This is a genomic window from Halomonas cupida (assembly GCF_900142755.1).
In the GTDB taxonomy this organism is placed as follows: Bacteria; Pseudomonadota; Gammaproteobacteria; order Pseudomonadales; family Halomonadaceae; genus Halomonas; species Halomonas cupida.
Map to the genome: position 1 here is coordinate 186,384 of NZ_FRCA01000001.1, position 21,572 is coordinate 207,955.

The following is a 21,572-nucleotide window of genomic DNA, read 5'->3' on the forward strand; positions in this document are numbered from 1 at the left end:
CCCTGCGATAAGTACTGTTCAAAGAGCGCTGTGCGAAGAATGCGGTGTGACGAGTACTGTGTGAAGAGCACTGTGTGAAGAGTACTTTGTGAGTAGTGCTGTGCGAAAAGTCGCGGGCGCAATGACCGGCGATGCACAAGCCGTACATCGCCTCGTTGTCAGTCTACCAATCCCGGGCCCTCATGAGCGAGGTACCCGGCTGTGAGGTTGTGGGCGGCAAGCTCGGAAGTCGCAGCCTTCTTCCGCCTGCAGAATCTGCTCCATGAACAGTCGTCGATAGCCGAGCAGGTTGGTGTCTTCCTGCTGCGGAGACTGTTGTTGGCGTCTGGCCTGGAGTTCCTCTTCCGCGACTTCCAGCACCAGCTCGCGTGACTCCACATCCAGGCGAATAGTATCGCCGTCGCGCACCAGTCCCAGTGGTCCTCCCTGTGCCGATTCCGGTGATACATGCAGCACAATGGTGCCTGCCGCGGTACCACTCATGCGGCCATCGGAGATGCGTACCATGTCCTTGACGCCCTGGGCTGCGAGCTTTTTCGGTATCGGAATATAGCCCGCTTCGGGCATGCCGGGGGCGCCCCTGGGGCCGATATTCTGCAACACCAGCACGTCATCGGCCTGAACATCGAGATTCGGGTCGTCGATGCGTTGGGCGAGATCCTCCAGCGAGGCAAATACCACGGCACGTCCGCGGTGACGCATCAGTTCGGGGCTGGCGGCCGACTGCTTGATGATGGCCCCGGCCGGGGCAAGGTTGCCACGCAGCACGGCGATTCCCCCGCGAGCATAGATGGGGTTGTGGCGTGACCGAACCACGGGTTGGTCGACCAGGTGTACCGCCGCATCGATATTCTCGCCCAGGGTGCGGCCGTTGATCGTCATGGCGTCGAGATGCAGCAATGGCTTGAGTTCACGCAGCAGCGTCGGCAGGCCTCCGGCACGATGCAGGTCTTCCATGTAGTGTTCGCCGGAGGGCTTCAGGTCGACCAGTACGGGAGTTTCATGGCTCATGCGGTCGAAGGCATCGAGGTCGATGTCGATGCCCAGCCGGCCGGCAATGGCGGTCAGGTGGATCAGGCCATTGGTGGATCCGCCCAGTGCCAGTAGCACTCTCAGGGCATTCTCGAAGGCGTCTGGTGTCAGGATACGGTCCGGGGTTACGCCGGACCGTGCCAGGGCCACGGCGAGACTTCCGGAGTCCTCGGCCACTCGCAGGCGGTCGGCAAACACCGCCGGCGCCGTGGCGCTTCCCGGCAGCATGATACCGAGGGTTTCGGCGAGGCAGGCCATGGTGCTGGCGGTCCCCATCACCGAGCAGGTGCCTACGGTCGGTACCAGCTTGTCGTTGACCTCGGCGATCTCGGCATCGTCGATATCCTCGCCTCGGTACATGGCCCAGTAGCGGCGACAGTCGGTACAGGCGCCCACGCGAGTGCCACGATGGGAACCGGTCAACATCGGGCCGGTCACCACCTGAACGGTGGGAATGCCGGCACTGGCAGCGGCCATCAACTGGGCGGGCACCGTCTTGTCGCAGCCGCCGATCAGTACCACCGCATCCATTGGCTGGGCGCGAATCATCTCTTCGGTATCGATGGCCATCAGGTTGCGTAGATACATGCTGGTGGGGTGGGCGAAGGACTCGTGCAGGGTAATGGTCGGAAAGTCCACCGGCAGGCCGCCCGCCAGCATGACGCCGCGCTTGATGCTCTCCACCAGGCCGGGGACATTGCCGTGGCAGGCGTTGTAGCCGCTGTAGGTGTTGGCAATCCCGATGACTGGACGTGACAGGGCGTCGTCGGTGTACCCCATACCCTTGATGAAGGCCTTGCGCAGGAACAGCGAGAAGGCCGCGTCGCCATAGTTGGTCAAGCGGTTGGACATGCCATGACCTTGATGGCCGGTGCTGTCTCCCTTGCGCTGTTGCTGGTCATCGCTCATCGAAGATTCCTCGCTGGTCACATGGTTTGTTGTATTTGGCAGTGCCTGTTGCTGCCGGATTCAGTTGCCTCTGCACTGGAGGCTAGGTGGCGATAATATCTTTGACAAGATTATTGACAATTTTATTGGCAGTCTACTAGCTTGATTCCGGCAAGTGCGATCCCTGCCCTCAGCCATGCTGTGGCGCAGCACAACGACAACAGCACTGGAGATTCCTCATGATCAAGCGTGGAGCAACTGCCGCCGTTCTCGTATCCGGCATGCTGGTAGCGGGTCTGGCCCAGGCCGAGTACTCGGCAGGAGATGAAATCAAGGTACTGCAGGGCTTCAAGGCCGGCGGTGGTAGTGACACCCTGGCGCAACTGACGCAACCCTTCCTCAGCGAGGCGCTGGGCGTGGATTTCGTCAACGAGTATCTACCCGGAGCCACCGGTGCCATTGCCTGGACCAGACTGGCCAAGCAGTCCCAGGCCGATGGCACCGTCATCAGCATCACCAACACCCCGATGCTGATGACCAACTACATCATGAATGACTCCATCACCTACTCGGTGGATGAAATGACACCGATTGCCAATGTGGTGACGGACCCCGGCATCATTGTGGTACCCGCGGACAGCCCCTACGAGACGGTGGAAGACTTTCTTGCTGCCGCCGAGGCAAGCCCTGGAACCATCACCGTGGGCAATTCCGGTGTCGGTGGTGATGATTTCTTTTCCACCATCCTGATCGAGCAGGCCACCGGGCTGTCCTTCCAGAAGGTGCCTTTCCAGGGGGATGGGCCCTCGGCAACCGCTGCCATGGGCGGACAGGTGGATGCCAGTTTCAACAACCTCGGCAATGTCTACGGCCATATCGAGGCGGGGAGCCTGCGTGCCCTGGCGGTGTTCTCCGCTGAGCGTCTGGAAATGCTGGCCGATGTACCGACCATGGCCGAGAAGGGCGTGGATGTGGTTGCCGGTTCATCACGGGGTTACAGCGCGCCGGCGGACATCCCGGACGAAGCCCGTGAGCAGCTGATTGCTGCCTTCGAGTCGCTGAAGGACAACGAGGAGTTTCAGCAGACTGCGCGTGACCGGGCTCTCAACCTGGATATTCGGACCGGGGATGACTACCAGCAGATGATCAAGGACATGGAAACCCAGTACGAGCAGATCTGGGAAGAAGTGAAGGACCAGGTCAACGAGTGATGGCCAGTGGATGATCATGGATTGGAGGGGCTGCAATGAATATCAGTCGTGTGGCCCTGGCGCTGGTCAGTATCGGCATTGCCGGGGTCTTCTATGTCAATGCGCTGGAGTATCCATCACGCGCAGCGAGCATGCCATTGATCTATTCGGTGGTCGTGGCCCTGCTCGGTGTCGCGATGCTGGTTCAGGAAGTGGTCGGGGCTCGGCGTCGGAAGCTGGCGCCTGCCCCGTCATCTGACACCTCTGAGGGCGACAGCAGCGAAACAGGCGGGCAGCGCTGGAAGGCCCTGCTGGTACTTGTACTGGCGGCGGTCTACATCAACTGCATCATGTGGCTGGGCTATGTATTGGCGACGGTGGTGTTCATGTTGGTCGCCCTGGCCATCGTTCGCCACGTGGCACTGCGCTTCAGTCTGATCGGCATCTCGTTGCTGGTGGCCATGGTGTGTCTGGTGTTCATCGGCTTTCTCGGTTTGCCCGTGCCACTTCTACCTCCCTTCCTGGCAGCATTCTGATCTTCCCGACTGCTGTCATCTGGAGGCAGATGGCGGCAGCCGGGGATGGAGTCTTGTGTAATGGATAATTCCCTGATCATGACCGGACTGGTCAACGTGCTGAGTTTCACCAACGTGGCGTTGGTGATAGGCGGCACCCTGCTGGGCCTGTTCGTGGGTGCCATGCCGGGGTTGTCGGCGACCATGGCGCTGGCACTGCTGTTGCCGCTGACCTTCTCGATGGAACCGGCCAGTGGTTTGAGCATGCTGGCGGCGCTTTATGTAGGAGCGTCCTACGGTGGTTCGATCGCAGCCATCCTTCTGCGTACGCCAGGCACCCCATCGGCGGCCGCCACGGTGCTGGATGGCTTTCCTCTTTCCCAGCAGGGCAAGGCTGGGCAGGCGCTGGGTGTGTCGCTGTTTGCTTCCTTCTTCGGTGGGCTGCTCAGCGGTGTGGCCTTGCTGACGGCCGCGCCGCTATTGGGAGTGATGGTGCTCAAGTTCGGTCCGGTGGAACTGTTCGCCATTGCCGTGCTGGGCATCACCATCATCGGCTCGTTGTCTCAGGGCTCGGTGATCAGTGGTCTGCTGTCCGGGGCGTTGGGGCTGTTGCTGAGTACGGTGGGCATGGACCTGATTACCGGCACGCCGCGCATGACCTTCGGCAATATCAACCTGTTTTCGGGCATCGAGTTCACCGTGGCGTTGATCGGGTTGTTCTCGATCCCCCAGGCACTGTTGTTGATCGAGAAGGCGCACGGTACTCAGAAGGTCGCCAGCCGCATCACTGACCGGCTGATTCCGCGTCTATCCGAGTTGCGGCGCCTGATGCCCAACATTCTGCGTTCCAGTGGTATCGGCATTGTGACAGGGCTGATCCCTGGCACCGGAGGAGATACCGCCAGTTGGTTCGCCTATAACGAGGCCAAGCGCTTTGCCCGTGACAAGAGTCGTTTCGGCAACGGTGATCTGGCAGGTGTTGCTGCCCCCGAGGCGGCCAACAATGCTGTGGTGGGTGGGGCGCTGATTCCCACCATTGCGCTGGGGATTCCCGGCAGCTCATCGACGGCCATTCTGCTGGGTGCCTTGATGGTGCAGGGCATTCTGCCGGGTCCCAATCTGCTCACCGACTATGGCGATGTCACCTACACCCTGATCTGGGCGGTCATCATGGCCAACATCGGCCTGCTGGTCGTGGGGCTCATGTTCACTCGCATGTGTGTGGCAGTGACCCGAATTCCGGACAGTTTCGTCGCCTGCGCCATCATCACCCTCTGCGTCATCGGCGCCTTCGCCATCAACAACAGTCTGTTCGAGGTCGGTCTGATGCTGGGCTTCGGATTGTTCGGCTACTGGATGCAGAAGGCCGGTGTCTCTCCGGCACCGATGGTGATTGGTCTGATCCTGGGGCCGGTCATGGAAACCAGCTTCCAGCAGTCCATGCTGATCGGCCAGGGACGTATGAGCATCTTCCTCGATAGCCCCATTGCGGTGGTGCTGCTTTGCATCGCGGCGCTGTCGATTCTACAGGCGACACCACTGTTCCGCTGGCTGCGCACGGCAGTCGGCGGGCTGCGCCAGACGCAACGATGAAAGTATAGATATAGATAACCCCAGGACAACCCACAGGACAAATCCAGCGAGGACCCTTCATGACAACGATAAGATCGGTACGTGCCCGCACTATCAGTGTGCCTCTGGACCACCCCACCAGTTTCTCCAATCGCCAGGTATTCAAGCGCGACTATGCGGTCGTGGAGGTTGAGGGTGAGGACGGCCACAAGGGCATTGGCTTCTGTTATGGCGGCAGCAACGCCGGTGCGTTGGTTACCCATGCGGTACGTGAACTGTTCGCACCGCTGCTGGTTGGCGCTGATTGTCATGCCACCGAGGCGCTGTGGCAGAAAATGTACCAGGAGGCGCTGTTGCATGGCCGTTGCGGCTCGGTGATGCGCGCCATCAGCATTCTCGATACCGCGCTGTGGGATCGCAATGCTCGAGCGGCGGGGTTGCCGTTGTACAAGTACCTTGGGGCCAGCGATCTGGAGTCTGTCCCGGCCTATGCCAGTGGCGGCTATTACCTCGAGGGCAAGACACCAGATCATCTCGCCCAGGAAATGGCCAATCATGTGGAACAGGGCTTCACGGCGGTCAAGATCAAGGTGGGGCGCGGAGACCTGGCCAGTGAAGAAGCGCGTCTGGCTGCGGTGCGAGAGGCCATCGGACCGCATGTGCAACTGATGATGGATGCCAACAACGCCTGGCATGATCTACCCAGTGCGCTGGCCTTCATGCGCATGGCTGAGCCTTATTTTCCGTTCTGGATCGAGGAGCCCTTCAGTCCGGATGACATCGACAATCACCGCCGTCTGGCCGAGCGTACACCTGTACCGGTGGCGACCGGCGAGATTGAGGCAGGGCGCTGGCGCTTCCGCGAGCTGCTCGACAAGGAAGCGGCAATGATCCTGCAGACCGATGCTGCCGTGTGTGGTGGTATCAGTGAGTTTCGTCGTATTGCGGCCACCGCTGCCAGCTTCGGTGTGGAGATCTATCCTCATTGGTTCCATGACCTGCATGTGCATCTGGTGGCGTCGGCACCCAACGTGCGCATGGTTGAGTTTTTCGCCGATGATCAGGTGCTCAACTTTCGCCGTCTGGTCGATACCCAGCTGGAGCTCGACAACGGACGTTTGCTGTTGCCGAAGACACCAGGCCTCGGCTTCGACTTCGATGCGGAGACGCTGGACCGTTTTGCCAGCGACGCCTGGCAGTAGACGGCCCCATCTCGGTAACCGTTCAAGGAGGTCTTCATGTTTCCCGGTTCTACACAACAGGCGGACTCGGGGCAGGATGCCGGTTCGCCGGCATCCGCCGCAGGAAGGGTCTGGGCACCGGTCATCACTCCCTTTGATGATGAGCTGACGCCTCGCGCGAAGTCGTTGGTGGCCCATGGCCGTTGGCTGGTTTCCCATGGTGTGGGGTTGGCAGTGTTCGGCACCAATTCCGAGGCCAACTCGATGGCAGTGGCGGAAAAGCAGGCGTTGCTGAGTGCGCTGGTCGAGGGCGGTATCGAGGGTGAGACGCTGATGCCGGGCACGGGGCATTGCGCCATTCCCGACACGGTCACACTGTCACGGCATGCCCTCGACTGCGGTTGTGCGGGTGTGTTGATGTTGCCGCCGTTCTACTACAAGGGCGTCAGCGACGAAGGGCTGTTTCGCTACTACGCCGAGGTCATCGATAGGGTCGGCGATGATCGGCTGCGTCTGTATCTCTACCACATTCCCCAGGTGGCTCAGGTACCGCTGTCGCTGGATCTGATTGCACGCCTGCGTGCCACCTTCCCGAACATCATTGCCGGTATCAAGGACAGCGCTGGCGACTGGGCGCATACCCAAGCACTGATTGAGCAGTTCGCGGCTGACGACTTTGCGGTATACGCCGGCAGTGAACGTTTTCTGCTCGACACCCTGCGAGCGGGAGGCGCCGGCTGTATCAGTGCCACCGCCAACGTCAATCCTCAAGCCATTGCTGCGCTGGCCTCCCGTTGGCAGAGCAATGGGGCTGATGAACAACAGCAACGGCTCAATGCCATACGCGATTGTTTCGAGGGCTTTCCGGTCATTCCTGCAATGAAGGCGGCAACAGCGCATTTCTTCGCTGATGCGGACTGGCGAAGGGTCCGGCCACCGCTGGTCGAACTCGATGAGGAGCGTTGTCGTTCGCTGATCACTCAGCTGGAGGCAATGGGGTTCTCGATGGCCGGACCCTCGATGTCCGACTCCTCGATGTCTAAACCGGGGGAGCAACATAATGGCTGAACGACGCATTGTGACGCTGCGACGGCTTGATGAGGCACAACTGTCGCGCCTCAGGCAGATTGCCGTCGTCGATGCCTTCGAGGACCTCAACGAGACCAACCAGGCGCAGTTCATGGAAGCCTTGTCTCGGGCCCATGGGCTGGTGGGCGGCAAGCTGGAGCTCGATGAGGTCATGCTGGACAAGGCGCCATCGCTGGAAGTGGTCTCGACCATTTCAGTGGGTTACGATCACCTGCCGCTGGCGGCGATGAATGAGCGGGGCATCCTGTTATGCAACACGCCGGATGTGTTGACCGAAACCACCGCCGATACCGCCTTTGCCCTGATCATGGCCACCCAACGCCGTCTGGTGGAGCTATCGACCATGGTGCGCGAGGGGCGCTGGACCGCGCACGTTGATCGAGAACACTTCGGCAGCGATGTACACGGCAAGACTCTAGGCATTGTCGGGGCCGGGCGCATAGGAGCGGCCATTGCCCGGCGAGGGGCGCTGGGATTCGGCATGCCGATCCTGTATGCCGCCAACTCGGCCAAGCCGGAGCTCGAGGCTGAACTGGGGGCTCGGCACTGTAGTCTCGACGAGTTGTTGAGTCGTGCGGATATCGTCTGTCTAGTGGTGCCCTACAACGCCGACACTCATCACCTGATGGATGCTGGGGCGTTGGCCCGCATGAAGCCGAATGCCGCGCTGATCAATGTGGCACGGGGCAAGGTGGTGGATGAGTCAGCCCTGGTCGAGGCACTTGAGCGAGGCGTCATCCGCGCTGCCGGACTCGATGTCTTCGCCGAGGAGCCGTTACCCGCGACTACACCATTGGCGGCAATGGACAACGTGGTGGTGCTGCCGCATATCGGCTCGGCCACCCATGAGACACGTGATGCCATGGCACGTCGTGCCGTGGACAACATCATTGGAGCGCTGGCGGGAGAAGGTCCGATCAGCGCTGTCAATGAACACCGATGGCGCCATTATCAACAGAATCAACATCAACAAGATCAACATCAACCACACCGATACCATCGCTCCACAGAGGATAATGCATGACATCGAGGCTGGAACGGATTCTCAACCTGGATGATTTCGAACAGGCGGCACGACGACACCTACCAAGGCCCTTGATGGGCTATGTCTCCAGTGTCGCGGAAGATGGCCACACGGCGCAGGCCAGTCGTGATGCGTTCGAGGACCATCAGTTTCTGCCGCGTGCGCTGGTCAATGTGTCTTCCATCGAGCTCGAGAGGGAGCTGCTGGGCCGCCGTTATGCACTTCCGTTTGGCATTGCGCCGATGGGCATCAGTGCCCTGAGTGCGTTTCGTGGTGACCGGGTACTGGCGCAAGCCGCCGCGTCAGCCGGGATTCCGATGATTGTCAGTGGCTCATCGCTGACGCCCATGGAGGACCTGGCCGGAGAGCAGGGAACCGACTGGTTTCAGGCCTATCTGCCCGGGACTCCGGAGGAAGTGGAGGCGTTGTTGGCTAGAGTGACGCGGGCGGGCTTTCGCAATCTGGTGATCACCGTGGACTTCGCGGTACCGCCGAATCCGGAGACCCATCGCCGCCACGGCTTTTCCAGTCCCTTGAGACCCAGCCTGCGCCTGGCCTGGGACGGACTGGTGCGCCCGCGTTGGCTGTTCGGTACTTTCCTGCGCACCCTGGTCCAGGACGGCATGCCTCATTTCGAGAACAATGCCTCGACACGTGGTGTGGCCGTGCTGTCGCGTAACGTCAATCGTGATTTCTCCGGTCGTCGGCATCTCGACTGGTCGACGCTGGCCCACGTGCGCAGCCACTGGTCGGGCAATCTGGTGGTCAAGGGGATTCTGCATCCGGACGACGCACGCCGAGCCGTGGCAACGGGGGCCGATGGCCTGATCGTTTCCAACCATGGCGGTCGGCAACTGGACTCCACCGTGGCGCCTTTACGTATGCTGCCGGAAGTACTGAAGGCGGTCGACGGCGCGGTTCCGGTGATGATCGATGGTGGGTTCCGGCGCGGCAGCCACGTACTCAAGGCGCTGGCACTGGGCGCGGATTTCGTGTTCCTGGGGCGGCCGTTCAATTACGCTGCGAGTATCGGCGGAGAGGCAGGAGTCGCTCGTGCCGTTCAGCTGTTGGCGGAGGAGATCGAGCGTAATATGGCATTGCTGGGCGTTACCAGCCTTGCCGAGCTGGGGCGGGAGCAGTTACGCCCGACAATGTCTGTTATCAACATGGCAATCAAATAGCTCATCCTGATCGATTTGATTTTCGTCCGCACCACACTGGCGCAGATGCGCGGATCTGTTGGTGTGGTGCGGAGAATCAGGCGCCGTGATAGCCATCTTCTTCCGGTGTCTCGCGCTGGCCGTTGGGTAGCTGTGAGACCCAGTCCATGGCCGCTTGCCGTTCCGTCGGGGGGAAGGTCTTGATCTCGATGGCCTTGAACAGCTTCTCCTCGAGGTGGGCAATGTGCTTGATCCATTCCTGATCGGTGATCACGGCGGCTCGGTGATAATGCTTGAACTCACCGATCTGAGTGAGGCCGTAGCCGACATCCTTGAGCAAGGCGGTCAAGGTCATCCAGCGCAGGCCATCGATTTCGGCGACCATGCTGATGCGATCATGGTCGCGCTTGGCCGTTTCGATGGCGTCGATGGCTTTCTGCAGCTCGCTGGCGCTGATGGTGCCACCTAGTTTCATGGCGACCACATGGGGGGCGGGGGGAGGTAGGCATTCCAGCATCGGTGTGCTCCTGAAGGTCCCTGGGTGAAAGCAAGCGTTCAAGGACAAGATCGAAAGACTGCGTCGAAGGACTGCATTGAAGGACGACCTGCCTCTGTGACAGCACCTACGTGTCTCTGTTCAAGGGCTGTCTTCAAGGGCTGAGTACGGGCTGCTGTCCTCTCGCCGGTTGCCTTCAGCATAGCCCCATTGCCCACCCGTGTACCGACTGTTCGCCCTGATTTCTGTCAGCGCTCACGAATCGAGAGCAGCCGCGCTCCAGTGCCTGAGTTAGAGATCGAGCTGATAGGTCTGCCAGTTGGTGTGCGTGGCCACCCGATCATAGACGGCGCGGCCGCGATAGTTGTTGTCACGAGTGATCCAGCGAATCAGTGGCCAGCCCTGGCGACGGCCTTCTTCGGCGATGGTGGAGAACAGCGCATCGACAGCGCCGCTGCCACGATGGGCAGGATCGACGAACAGATCATCGAGAAAGCCGACCATGGTGCCGCGCAAGGGAGACGGCATGGCGCGGAAGTGTGCCAGACCAATCGGTGTCCCGTCGTTGTCGAGCGCCAGGCGGCAGAAGAAGGGCTGCTGGTCATCATGAATCCACTCCCAGACCTGAGCCAGAATATCGTCAGTCATCGGCACCTGGTAATACGCTGCATAGCCGCGATAGAGGCGCTGCCAGGCGGTCTGGTGTTCCGGCAGGGGAGTGCTGGTGGTGATCGACATCAGGTCTTCTCCGAGTATTGTGGGGTCGACGGGGTGATGGATTCTCCGCCGGACTGAGGCCAGCGCAGCACCTTGTCGCGATTGAGCAGACCATGAGGATCGAGGGCCTGCTTGAGTGTTGTCATCAGTGCCAGCTCGGCGGGACTGCGGGAGATAGGCAACCAGTCGCGTTTCTCGAGGCCAATACCATGCTCGGCGGAAATCGAGCCGTTGAGTGCCGCCAGCGGTTGATACAGGCAGTGTTCCACCTCGTGTCGGGTGGCTTGGGTGTTTTCGCTGATGCTGACCGACAGATGCAGATTGCCATCACCCAGGTGGCCGAACACCACCAACCGCGCCTCGGGCCAGCGCGATCGCAGCTCGGTTTCGACACCGCTGACATAGTCCTGCATATGCTCGATCGGCAGACTGACATCGAAGGCCATCAGTGGGGAGAGGGCTTCCACAATGCCCTCGATATCATCGCGGATGGCCCAGAGCGACTCACGCTGGGTGCCCGACTGGGCGATGACGGCATCCTCGACGAGCCCCTGTGCGAAAGCGTCCTCCATGGCACGTTCGAAAAGTGACTGGTGACGATCCGAGTCGGCTGACAGCGATTCCACCAGTGCGTAGTAAGGTGCGCTAGTGGCAAGAGGTGGGGTATGCCGGCCACTGTGCTCGGCAATCAGTGCGAAATGGCTCTGCCACATGACCTCGAAGGCCGACAGGCTGCCGCCGAGCTGGTGTCGAAGGCGAGTCAGCAGCGTTGTTACCGCATCGAAGCTCGGACAGGCGACCAGCGCGGTGCGGGTGTCGGTCAGGGCAGGCTGCAGCCTGAGCACGGCGCGAGTGACAATCCCAAGCGTACCTTCGCTGCCGATGAACAGCTGCTTGAGGTCATATCCGGCGTTGTTCTTGAGCATGGGGCTCATCGAACTGATCAGCTCGCCATTGGCCAGCACCGCTTCCAGCCCGATGACCTGCTGACGCATCATGCCGAAGCGGATGACTCGGTTGCCGCCGGCATTGGTGGCGATGTTACCGCCAATGGTGCAACTGCCACGGGCGCCCAAGTCGACGGGGAACTGCATATCCGCGGCAGCGGCGGCTTCCTGCACACGCTGTAGTGGCACCCCGGCCTGTACCTGGATGGTGCCGGCCACCGGGTCGAGGTGTTCGATGGCGTTGAGGCGCTCCAGAGAGATCACCAGCTCCTCGGGCTGCGCCTCGGCTCCGTGCACCAGCCCCGTCAGTCCGCCGTGGGTGACCACTGGCTGCCTGGCGGCGTGACAGAGGCGCATGATCTCCTGAACCTGGTGTGGTGTTGCCGGGCGCAGAATGGCGGCGGCATGGCACGGGGCCTTGCTGAGCCAGTCGACCTCGCGGTTGGTAACATCAGTGCCTGTCAGTACGGCGTTGTCACCCAGCAGGTCACGTAGCCGCTCGAGCAGAGCGGAGAGCCCTGTTGTGGGCATCGAAGTGGGGGCAGAGGAAGCGGTCATGTAATCGCGGTGGCCTCATGATGGTGGTCGTGTCGGCGTCCAGGAATGGCGTCCAGTAGCTGCCGGGTGTAGTCCTGCTGAGGATCGACGAAGACGTCCTGGGCATATCCCTGCTCAACGATGCGTCCTTTCTGCATCACGATGATGCGATCACAGATCTGGGCGGCAACACGGAGGTCGTGGGTGATGAACAGCAGTGACAGTGAGAAGCGTTGCTTGAGGTCTTCCAGCAGCTCCAGCATCTGTGCCTGGATCGACACATCGAGTGCCGACACCGCCTCGTCGGCCACGATCAACTCGGGCTTCAACGCCAGCGCGCGGGCGATACCGATGCGCTGACGCTGCCCACCGGAGAATTCATGGGGGAAGCGATCAGCGGTGCCCTCGAGACCGACGGTGGCCAGCAACTCGTCGGCCATGGCCAGCGCCTGGGCACGTGGCGTTCCGTTGGCGATGGGGCCCTGGGCGATGGCCATCCCCACCCGAGTTCGAGGGTTGAGCGAGGCGTAGGGATCCTGAAACACCATCTGGACCCGATGGCGTTCGAGGCGCAGCACATCACCACTGAGGGCAGACAACGGCACCCCGTCGAGTATGATCTCACCGCTGTCGGGGCGCTCCAGACGTACGATGCAGCGCCCCAGTGTCGACTTGCCGGAGCCGGATTCGCCGACAATGCCGATGGTCTCGCCACGCGACAGGGTGAAGCTGACATCCTGCAAGGCACGCACCTCGCGTGCGGGCTTGAACAGTCCGCCACGGGAGCGGAACACACGATTGAGATGGCTGACTTCCAGCAATGGAGAAGGCGGCAACGCCTTGCGTTGGGGAGGCGCTGCATCGCTGGGAATGGCTTCCAGCAGGTCGCGAGTATAGGGGTGGCGAGGGTTGTCCAGCACCTCATCGCGACTGCCCAGTTCAACCACCTTGCCATGGCGCATGACGCAGACCCGGGTGGCGATTTCTGCCACCACACCGAAGTCATGGGTAATGAACATCACTGCCATTTGTCGACGGTGCTGAAGGTCACGAATCAGTTCCAGGATCTGCGCCTGGGTGGTGACATCCAGCGCCGTGGTCGGCTCGTCGGCAATCAGTAGTTGTGGCTCCAGTGCCAGCGCCATGGCGATCATCACCCGCTGACGCTGACCACCGGACAGCTCGAAAGGGTAGGCGCGAATGGCACGCTCGGGCTGCGGAATACCGACTTCGGTGAGGAGTTCCAGGGCACGAGCCTGGCGCTCTGCTCTGTTGTTCAGCGCGCGATGCGCCTCGAATACTTCGGCAATCTGGTCGCCCACTCGCATCAGCGGATTGAGGGCGGTCATCGGCTCCTGAAAGATCATGCCGATGTCCTTGCCGCGCAAAGCGCGATGCTGACGCTCATCCAGTTCCAGCAGGTTGTGCTCGCAAAACCATACTTCCCCGGCCACCGGACGGACGCCACGTGGCAGCAGGCCCATCACGGTATTGGCGGCCATCGACTTGCCGGAGCCGGATTCGCCGACCACACAGAGAATTTCCCCGGGATGCACCTCGTAACTGAGGTCTTCCACAGCGTACTCGCGGTCGGCACCGTCGGGCAGGGCGACCGTTAGACCGTTGATGCTCAACAAGGCATCGCTCATGGTGTCGCTCCCGGGTTCAGTGCCGCTCACGGGCAAGTTTTGGATTGAGGGCGTCATCGAGGCCTTCGCCCACCAGGTTCAAGGCCAGCACGGTCAGCAGAATGGCCACGCCGGGAATGAACGATAACCACCAGGCCTGGCGGATGACCGTACGTGCCGCGCCGATCATATAGCCCCAGGACATGGCATTGGGATCGCCAAGTCCGAGAAACGACAGCGACGACTCGAGCAGAATGGCGGTGGCCACCATCAACGAAGCCAGCACGATGATCGGCGATAGGGTATTGGGCAGGATCTGACGCAGGATGATCTGGGTATTGGTCTGGCCGATCAACCGAGCGGCTTCGACATATTCGCGATGGCGCAGCGACATGAACTCGGCACGTACCAGGCGTGCGACAGGCGGCCAACTGACCAGAGCAATCGCGAGGACGATCGAGGTCACACTGGGTTGCATGACGGCAACCAGCACGATGGCCAGTGCAAAGTTGGGGATGGTCTGGAAGAACTCGGTGAAACGCATCAAGGCGTCGTCCAGCCAGCCGCCGTAGTAGCCGGCGATGGCCCCCAGAGGCACACCGATGAGCAGTGCCACGGAGGTCGAGATCAGACCGATCAGCAGTGACACCCAGGCACCATGCATCAGCCCGGCGGCGACGTTGCGCCCCATGGTATCGGTACCCAGCCACATGCCATCCACGGCGAAGGGGGGCAGGAACGGGCGTTGTACCATTCGCCAGGGTGACTCGGGAAACACGATCGGCGCCAGAATCGCCATGCCAATGATCACCCACAGGATGATCAGTCCAAACAGTGCGCCACGATTGCGGGCAAAACGAGCGAAGAAACTCATGCACTGGCCTCCTTGATGCGTGGATCGGCAATGCGATAGATCAGGTCGGTGATGATGTTGAACAGGATCACCATGGCCGCGGAGAAGAAGAACACCCCGAGCAGCAGGTTGTAGTCACGCTGTACCAGGGCTTCATGCATCAGCCGGCCGATACCCGGCCACGCGAACACGGTCTCGGTGAGAATCGCGCCGCCGACCATCTGGCCGGCCTGAAGCCCCGCCAGGGTGATGATTGGCAACAGTGCGTTGCGCAGGATATGCCGTCGCTGAATCACGCCGGGCGCCAGACCCTTGGCCCGCGCTGTCTTGACGTAGTCCTGCTGTGCGGCCTCCAGCATCGAGGTGCGTGTCATGCGGGTATAGACCGCCATGAAGAACAGCCCCAGAGTGGTTGCCGGCAAAATCAGGTGAAGGGCGATATCCAGCACCAGGTCGAGGCCCTGCAGGTTGGCGCCCACGGTGAACATGCCGTAGGCGGGCAGCCAATCCAGGTAGACCGAGAACAGCACCACCGCCATCAGCGCAACCCAGAACAGCGGTGTGGCGTAGAACAGTAGTGCCAGTGCCATGATCACTGAGCCTGATGGCTTGCGAGCCCGCATTGCTGCCATGGAACCGGCGACGATGCCGAGCACCAGTGACAGCACGAAGGCAGTACCGGTAAGCAGCAGTGTGGCGGGGAGGCGGTCGAGAATCAGATCGAGCACCGGCATCTGCTGGCGGTAGGAGTAGCCGAAATCGAGGCTCAGAATGCCCGAGACATACTTCCACAGTTGCACGTACAGGGGTTGGTCGAGCCCGAACCGCTCGCGTAGCTGGGCGATGAAAGCCTCATCGGCGGCGCCGGCCTCGCCTGCCATGATCGCCGCCGGATCTCCGGGGGCCAACTGGATCAGCAGGAAGTTGAAGATGATGATCATCAACAGCACGATCGCTGCCTTGAACAGCCGCAACAGGATCAGACGCGCGTAGACCATGCTCACTCCTGGCAATGATGGGCCACGACAGCAAGGCTGTCGGTGGCGCTGGAAAATCGGGTGACCGGGTCGGAGCGTGTCCGGCTTCGACCCGGTCGCTCAGGATTACTCGTCGATCCAGGCGTCGCGGAAGCCTTCGTTCACTCCCACGGCTGAATTGACAAGGTTCTTCACATTGCAGCGATAGATGGTCGGGAAACCCAGCTCCAGCAGCCAGCCCAGCGGCACGTCTTCCTGAAGGATTTCCTGAACCTCGTGGTAGAGCGCTTCGCGTTCGCTGTCGGGATGGGCGGTCGCTGCGGCATTGAACAACTCGTCGACCTTCGGGTTGGCGTAACCTTCGACGTTGTTCCACGGCGAACCTGCTGCGGTATTGGTCGACAGATAGGAACGTGAGATACCCAGGGCGGGATCGCCATACTGGTACAGGTAGGTGAAGGCGAGGTCGTAATCGCGCTCGGCCAGACGCTGGTTCCAGCCGCCGACATCGGTGGCAACGGTGCGCACATTGATGCCGACTTCCTTGAGGTTCTGTTGTACGGCTTCAGCCCAGCGTGTCCAAGTCTCGCCATAGGGCACCGGCAACAGGGTGACTTCCGTGCCGTCGTAGCCCATCTCGTCGAGCAGCTCGCGAGCGCGATCCGGGTCGTAGTCGTAGGGTGTCAGATCCTCGTTCTGGAATCTGGCGTTGGAGCCGAAGGCGCCGAGTGGTACCTGGCCCATGCCATTCCACAGCACATCACGAGCGAACTCTCGATCCATGGCGTACATCACGGCCTGGCGGAAACGCTTGTCGGTCATCGGTCCATGGCGGTTGTTCATCCACAGCATGGCGAAGGGGCTGAAATACTCGTGTCCCTGTTCGGTGGAACAGGTGTTGTCGAGTTCGCTCAGGCGGGGAACATCGAAGTTCTCGACGGTGCCGTAGGGCAGCACGTCGACGGTGCCGTTCTCGTAGGCCACGGCGCGGGATGCACCATCCGGGATGATGTGCCAGTTGACCCCATCCAGATAAGGCAGGTCTTCCTCGTAGTAGTCCTCATTACGCGTCAGCTTGATGACCGTGCCACGATCCCAGCTATCGAACTTGAACGGGCCGGTGCCGATGGGATGGTTGTTGGCATCGTTGTTGCGGAAGTCGGTACCTTCGTAGATGTGCTTTGGCACCATGGTGAAGGTGCCGGCCTCGAACGACAGCAGAAAAGGCCCGAATGGTTGCTTCAGGGTGAATACCACGGTGTGGTCATCGGGGGCCTCGATGCTTTCGACATGCTCGAGCACGGCGCGGGCACTGGGGTTGAGCTCGCGATGAAAGACATCGGCAGAGAACACGGCATCGGCAGCGGTGAAGGGCTCGCCATCATGCCACAACACGTTCTCGCGCAGGTGAAAGGTGTAGACCTTGCCGTCTTCACTGACGTCCCAGCTCTCGGCTAGTTGGGGAATCGGCTCCAGGTCTGTGGTGTAGCGCAGCAGTCCTTCGTAGATATTGCCGGCGACAGTCCGTGTGGGGGCGTTCTGGATCATGCCGAGGACCAGACCCGGTGGCTCGGGCTGGATTATCGTATCGATGACGCCACCGCGGCGCGGTTGCTCCTGCGTCTCTTCGGCCAGGGCGCTGATCGGTAGTGCGGTCAGAATTGTCAGCCCGAGGCCGCCAAACAGCTTGCGGAGGCCCGGTGCTGTCGGCAGCGCTGTCTCGTTGCCGCATGGAAGTTCGGAACGTGAGGGCGGAAGCGGTTCATTCATGGAACACCTTGTCTTGCCGTGGCGGTATCACCCGAGGTACTGAGCTCGCCTTGAGTGAAACCCGCCGGATTATTGTTGTGCAGCAGGCGGCGCTTCTGTGTGTTGTCCTGGACGGGCGGTGAGGCCCACTGTCCGCGGCCACTACTGATGCGTCAGGGTCCAACTGTCTCTTGAAGTTAGCAGTGACTTTTCAAACTGTCGACAGTCGACTGTTATACGAGCCAGGTTTCTTCCATACTGAAGGCCATGAGCGCATGGTCAGCCGTCATGAAAGGCTGAAGGTGGCGACATCGCTGCATATCACACAGACGCAAGGTGGAAAGACATGAAGTCAACCGGTCCGATATCCGCGCCATTCCCGGTTCAGCGCAACCTGGTCGATCAGGTGGCCGACTATCTGACCGAGGCAATCCTGTCTTCCCGGTTCGTGCCCGGGGAACGTCTGTCGGAGGTGGCCCTGGCTACGGACCTTGGCATCAGCAGGGCGCCGGTGCGCGAGGCTGCACGACTGTTGGAAAGTCGTGGACTGGTGATCTCACGTCCACGGCGAGGCTTCTTTGTGCGTAGCCTGGATGCGGAAGAGCTGAGCGATGTATTCGATCTACGCATCGGCCTGGAACGCCATGCCTTCGAACGAGTACAGCAGCGCTACAGCGCGGCTATTGATGCGCGCTTGAGCGCCGCCATCGAGCACCTGTGTAGTGTGGCCGAGGGGCAACGAGAAGGGTGCCGGATAGAAGAGGACCTCGCCTTTCATCGCTTGATCTTTGAGCTGGCTGACAATACGCGCCTGCTGCGCGCCTTCGATGACCTGTCCTTTGAGCTGCGGCTGTGTATTGCCTTGATCGACAGGACTCATGACATCCCCGCCAGTATTGCGTCAGCGCACTGGTTGCTGCTGGAAGGACTGCGCAGCGGCGACCCGCAGCAATGCCGAGCGGCCGTGGATCATCACATCGGGGTGGCGCGTGACTCGGTGCTGGCGCATTTGATGGATGCCGATTAGCGATACCGGTGAGTGGCCGACTTGCTGCAGGCTGCGTGGGCCGGTTGTCGTTGACAGGTTGTTCCGGCGGTCGGTAGCCGCCATGCCGTGAACACTGGTCAGCCACTACTTGTCCGTTACTACTGTGCGAAGGTGCTCAATATCCAGGCAAGAAGTATCATCCTGGATTGTGGTTTGGCATAGTAGCAGCATCCAGAAAAGCACCATTCCGATACGGCCGCATGTTTGATGCCGAAAACCCGATTCCAGCACCGCTGTCGTCGGGCATATCCGGTTGTCGCATCAGGCCGAGGCGCGTGCTCCTTCAACCTCATAGGGAAGTGAGGCCAATCTCATGAACCAGACTGACGCACTGCTTGATTTCCTCGGAACCGGCCCGCTGTCACAGCACGAGCGTCTGCTCAGGTTGCAGCTCGGCTCCGCGGATCTCATCCCTCATCGACTGGTGGGCAAGGAGCGCATCTCGCGGCCCTTCGCCTACACCCTCGATTGCATCTCCCAGAATGGCGATATCGAACTCAAGACGCTGATGGCGCAACCGGCCGAGCTGGCCATTCGCCAGGCCGATGGCAACTATCGTCAACTCTCCGGGCTGGTGGAGTCCGCCGCCCTGCTGGGGGAGGATGGCGGCGTCTACTATTACCAGATCACGCTGGTGCCGTGGCTGGCGATGCTCAAGCTGGGCCACGACAGCCGCATCTTCCAGGACCGCAACGTGGTCGAGATTCTCGAAGATGTCTTCGGCCGGCATGCCATCGCCATGGGGGAAAATACGGCTCGCTGGCGCTTCGATCTGCGCCGCGATTACCCGGCGCGTAGCTATTGCGTGCAGTACCGCGAGAGCGACTTCAATTTCGTCAACCGGCTGATGGAACAAGAGGGCTTGTTCTATTACTTCGAGCACGCCGGAAATGACGGTGATGACGAGGGCCGTCAGGGTAGCGTCGATGGCCACCGTCTGGTGATCACCGACGATGTCGAGACCTGCCTGGCGGTCGCGCCGCAGACCATTCGCTTCCATCGCCAGGATGCCACCGAGACCGAGGATTCGATCACCCAGTGGAGCGGGGTGCGTCAGCAGCAGCCCACCCGTGTCAGCTTGGCCACCTTCGATTACAAACAGCCTGGCCTCGAGAAGCGCAGCGGTCTGGAGACAGTGCGTGATCAGGGCAATCTGCCCGAGATGGAAGTCTACGACTATCCAGGTGAGTACTACTATCACGGTCATGAACGTGGCGAGCGGCTGACCCTCAACCGCCTCGAGGCGCTGGAGTCACAGGCCAAGCGGTTCCGTGGTTCAGGTGGGGCTCGTCAGTTGCAGGTGGGCCAATGGTTTGAACTCAGCCAGCACGCCCGCCATGCCTCGGGTATCAACAGCCGGGGTGACGAAAGCGAGCGTCAGTTCCTGGTGCTGGGCCTGAACATCCATGCCGAGAGTGCGCTGCCGGTCTCTGCCCATCTGAAGACCCTCCCCGGTAGCCTGCAACCCCAGATCGATGCGGCCTTCGAGGCCCATGGTTTGAATGACGACCGGCAGGATGACGAGGGGTATCGGGACAATTACCGGCGTGTCGGTACCGGCCACTATCTGGTGGACTTCGAGTCCCAGCGTCTCAGCCAGCCCTATCGTTCCTTCCTCGATCATCCGCGCCCGGTGATCGGCGGCCCACAGACCGCCACTGTCGTTGGCCCCGAAGGCGAGGAGATTCACACCGACTCGCTCAATCGAGTCAAGATCCAGTTCCACTGGGACCGCCAGGGCAGGCGCGACGCCAGTTCCAGTTGCTGGGTGCGTGTCTCCCAGCCCAATGCCAGCGGTCGCTGGGGTGGTGTCTTCGTACCGCGCATCGGTCAGGAGGTCATCGTCGACTTCCTCGAGGGCGATGCCGACCGGCCCCTGATCACCGGTCGCGTCTACAACGGCGACCAGACCCCCGACTGGCACAGCAACGGCCTGCTGTCGGGCTTCAAGACCAGCACCTACCGAGGCGGCAAGTTCAATGAACTGGTGTTCGACGATGCCACCGATCAGGAACGGGTCAAGCTCAACTCCGAACACAGCAAGAGTCAGCTCAACCTCGGTTACCTGATTCATCAGCAGGGCAATACCCGGGGTGCCTTCCGTGGCACCGGCTTCGAGTTGCGCACCGATGCCTATGGAGCCGTGCGTGCCAACCAGGGCCTGCTGCTGAGTAGCTGGGGCCAGATCGGCGCCAACGGCGAGCAGCTCGACATGACCCAGGCCCAGCAACAGCTCCAGAGCGCCTCGCAGCTGGCGGATAGCCTCAGCGAAAGCGCCACCGGTCACAACGCCGAACCGCTGGAAACCCGCCGCGACATCAAGCAGGCCAGCGAGGATGCCAAAGGGCGCTACGGGATCGCGGAGAGCAGCGGCCAGGTCGACTTCAACACTGCCCAAGGGGCGGCTCAAGGCGGCCGTGGCGAGGCCGCGCGGCTGGATGCCCCCTGGTTGCACGCCACCTCACCGGCGGGTATCGCCATGAGCACGCCGGAATCCACCCATCTGGCCCAGGGCAAGTCGTTAAGTGTGACCAGCGGCGAGGACATCAACCTTGCCACCGGCAAGAGCCTGATCGCCACCCTGTCCGAGAAGCTGTCGATGTTTGTCCAGCGGGCCGGCATCAAGCTGTTTGCCGCCCAGGGCAAGGTCGAGGTTCAGGCCCAGAGCGACAACATGGAATTGACCGCCGAGAAGGATCTCAAGATCACCGCCACCGAAGGCAAGGTTCACCTTAGCGCCGCGGACGGCATCCTGCTGGCCAGCGGCGGCGGCTACGTGCGCATCAAGGGCGGCGATATCGAGATTCACGGCCCCGGCAAGGTCGACCTCAAGGGCGCCCAGCACCAGTTTGCCGGGCCGACCAGCCTGGACGCACCGCCGGTGGAGTTGCCGGAGTTCGAGGACAAGCTCTGTGCCTTCAAGCGAGGCGAGGCTGAGCAGAGTGGTGGTGGAATCGTGGAGAGCTGAC

At 61.2% G+C, this 21,572-nt stretch carries 17 protein-coding genes; 9 read left to right on the forward strand and 8 right to left on the reverse strand.

Annotation, left to right across the window (positions count from 1 at the left end; genetic code table 11):
* Positions 1 to 180 precede the first annotated feature (180 nt).
* Positions 181 to 1,941: an IlvD/Edd family dehydratase gene (locus BUE38_RS00750; protein ID WP_073433123.1), complete on the reverse strand. Its 1,761-nt coding sequence runs from the start codon at positions 1,939 to 1,941 to the stop codon at positions 181 to 183.
* A 218-nt stretch (positions 1,942 to 2,159) separates the two neighbouring features.
* Between BUE38_RS00750 and BUE38_RS00755 the strand changes: the two genes are divergently transcribed.
* From BUE38_RS00755 to BUE38_RS00785, 7 genes are read left to right on the forward strand one after another with little or no spacing between them, the layout of a single operon-like run.
* Positions 2,160 to 3,131 carry a tripartite tricarboxylate transporter substrate binding protein gene (locus tag BUE38_RS00755; RefSeq protein WP_073433124.1) on the forward strand — a complete coding sequence of 324 codons (972 nt, stop codon included), beginning with the start codon at positions 2,160 to 2,162 and terminating at the stop codon, positions 3,129 to 3,131.
* 35 nt (positions 3,132 to 3,166) lie between these two features.
* Positions 3,167 to 3,646 (forward strand): tripartite tricarboxylate transporter TctB family protein, encoded by a 480-nt coding sequence (locus BUE38_RS00760; RefSeq protein ID WP_073433125.1) that lies wholly within the window; start codon positions 3,167 to 3,169, stop codon positions 3,644 to 3,646.
* Positions 3,647 to 3,706: 60 nt separating this feature from the next.
* The gene (locus BUE38_RS00765) at positions 3,707 to 5,218 is read left to right on the forward strand and encodes a tripartite tricarboxylate transporter permease (RefSeq protein ID WP_073433126.1); all 1,512 of its coding nucleotides are present in this window, start codon (positions 3,707 to 3,709) and stop codon (positions 5,216 to 5,218) included.
* 59 nt (positions 5,219 to 5,277) lie between these two features.
* Positions 5,278 to 6,399 carry a mandelate racemase/muconate lactonizing enzyme family protein gene (locus tag BUE38_RS00770; RefSeq protein WP_073433127.1) on the forward strand — a complete coding sequence of 374 codons (1,122 nt, stop codon included), beginning with the start codon at positions 5,278 to 5,280 and terminating at the stop codon, positions 6,397 to 6,399.
* A gap of 36 nt (positions 6,400 to 6,435) precedes the next feature.
* Entirely contained in the window at positions 6,436 to 7,446 is a 1,011-nt protein-coding gene (locus tag BUE38_RS00775; protein ID WP_073433128.1) for a dihydrodipicolinate synthase family protein, read from the forward strand.
* On the forward strand, positions 7,439 to 8,491 hold the full coding sequence (locus tag BUE38_RS00780; protein WP_073433129.1) for a 2-hydroxyacid dehydrogenase: 1,053 nt from the start codon (positions 7,439 to 7,441) through the stop codon (positions 8,489 to 8,491). Before BUE38_RS00775 ends, BUE38_RS00780 begins: the two co-directional genes overlap by 8 nt.
* Complete coding sequence (locus tag BUE38_RS00785) at positions 8,488 to 9,672, forward strand: alpha-hydroxy acid oxidase (protein WP_073433130.1); 1,185 nt, start codon at positions 8,488 to 8,490, stop codon at positions 9,670 to 9,672. The genes BUE38_RS00780 and BUE38_RS00785 overlap by 4 nt, the downstream gene beginning before the upstream one ends.
* Positions 9,673 to 9,748: 76 nt before the next feature.
* Here BUE38_RS00785 and BUE38_RS00790 read toward each other — a convergent pair whose 3' ends face one another.
* The 7 genes from BUE38_RS00790 to BUE38_RS00820 all read right to left on the reverse strand — a co-directional run bounded on the left by BUE38_RS00790 (position 9,749) and on the right by BUE38_RS00820 (position 17,576).
* A complete protein-coding gene (locus tag BUE38_RS00790; RefSeq protein WP_073433131.1) occupies positions 9,749 to 10,168 on the reverse strand; it encodes a SpoIIAA family protein in 420 nt (139 codons plus the stop codon).
* Positions 10,169 to 10,438: 270 nt separating this feature from the next.
* A complete protein-coding gene (locus tag BUE38_RS00795; RefSeq protein WP_073433132.1) occupies positions 10,439 to 10,885 on the reverse strand; it encodes a GNAT family N-acetyltransferase in 447 nt (148 codons plus the stop codon).
* Positions 10,885 to 12,369 carry an FAD-binding oxidoreductase gene (locus BUE38_RS00800; protein ID WP_073433133.1) on the reverse strand — a complete coding sequence of 495 codons (1,485 nt, stop codon included), beginning with the start codon at positions 12,367 to 12,369 and terminating at the stop codon, positions 10,885 to 10,887. Before BUE38_RS00800 ends, BUE38_RS00795 begins: the two co-directional genes overlap by 1 nt.
* Positions 12,366 to 13,997, reverse strand: coding sequence for an ABC transporter ATP-binding protein (locus tag BUE38_RS00805; protein ID WP_073433134.1), 1,632 nt, complete (start codon positions 13,995 to 13,997; stop codon positions 12,366 to 12,368). The genes BUE38_RS00800 and BUE38_RS00805 overlap by 4 nt, the downstream gene beginning before the upstream one ends.
* A 16-nt stretch (positions 13,998 to 14,013) precedes the next feature.
* Positions 14,014 to 14,850 carry an ABC transporter permease gene (locus BUE38_RS00810; RefSeq protein ID WP_073433135.1) on the reverse strand — a complete coding sequence of 279 codons (837 nt, stop codon included), beginning with the start codon at positions 14,848 to 14,850 and terminating at the stop codon, positions 14,014 to 14,016.
* Positions 14,847 to 15,827: an ABC transporter permease gene (locus tag BUE38_RS00815; protein WP_073433136.1), complete on the reverse strand. Its 981-nt coding sequence runs from the start codon at positions 15,825 to 15,827 to the stop codon at positions 14,847 to 14,849. Before BUE38_RS00815 ends, BUE38_RS00810 begins: the two co-directional genes overlap by 4 nt.
* A 105-nt stretch (positions 15,828 to 15,932) precedes the next feature.
* On the reverse strand, positions 15,933 to 17,576 hold the full coding sequence (locus tag BUE38_RS00820) for an ABC transporter substrate-binding protein (protein ID WP_084541641.1): 1,644 nt from the start codon (positions 17,574 to 17,576) through the stop codon (positions 15,933 to 15,935).
* A 325-nt stretch (positions 17,577 to 17,901) separates the two neighbouring features.
* On the opposite strand from BUE38_RS00820, the gene BUE38_RS00825 reads away from it, so the two are divergent.
* A complete protein-coding gene (locus tag BUE38_RS00825; protein ID WP_073433137.1) occupies positions 17,902 to 18,582 on the forward strand; it encodes a GntR family transcriptional regulator in 681 nt (226 codons plus the stop codon).
* Positions 18,583 to 18,916: 334 nt separating this feature from the next.
* Positions 18,917 to 21,571, forward strand: coding sequence for a type VI secretion system Vgr family protein (locus tag BUE38_RS00830; protein ID WP_073433138.1), 2,655 nt, complete (start codon positions 18,917 to 18,919; stop codon positions 21,569 to 21,571).
* Position 21,572 lies beyond the last annotated feature (1 nt).